The organism is Kluyvera chengduensis (assembly GCF_044197065.1).
In the GTDB taxonomy this organism is placed as follows: Bacteria; Pseudomonadota; Gammaproteobacteria; order Enterobacterales; family Enterobacteriaceae; genus Kluyvera; species Kluyvera ascorbata_C.
This window is the reverse complement of sequence record NZ_JBIQOI010000033.1, coordinates 1-370: the sequence shown is the minus strand read 5'-3', so window position 1 is coordinate 370 and position 370 is coordinate 1. Positions and strand designations below refer to the sequence as shown.

1 pseudogene is annotated in these 370 nt (G+C 61.6%); it reads left to right on the top strand.

Annotated elements, in window-relative coordinates:
- Nucleotides 1-370, top strand: a pseudogene (locus ACH1XZ_RS23235) (transketolase); the annotation flags it as partial.

Here is a 370-nt window from a genome sequence, read left to right as displayed (position 1 = left end):
TATGCCCGTAACGCGGTGCGTATGGCGGCGCTGATGAAGAAACGCCAGGTGATGGTCTACACCCACGACTCTATCGGTCTGGGCGAAGATGGCCCGACTCACCAGCCGGTAGAGCAGATTGCCTCCCTGCGCGTGACCCCGAACATGAGCACCTGGCGCCCATGTGACCAGGTTGAATCCGCGATTGCGTGGAAATACGGCGTAGAGCGTCACGACGGCCCAACCGCGCTGATCCTCTCCCGTCAGAACCTGGCGCAACAGGACCGTACCGAAGCGCAGCTGGCGAACGTGGCGCGTGGTGGTTACGTGCTGAAAGACAGCGATGGCCAGCCGCAGATCATCCTGATTGCGACCGGTTCCGAAGTTGAGC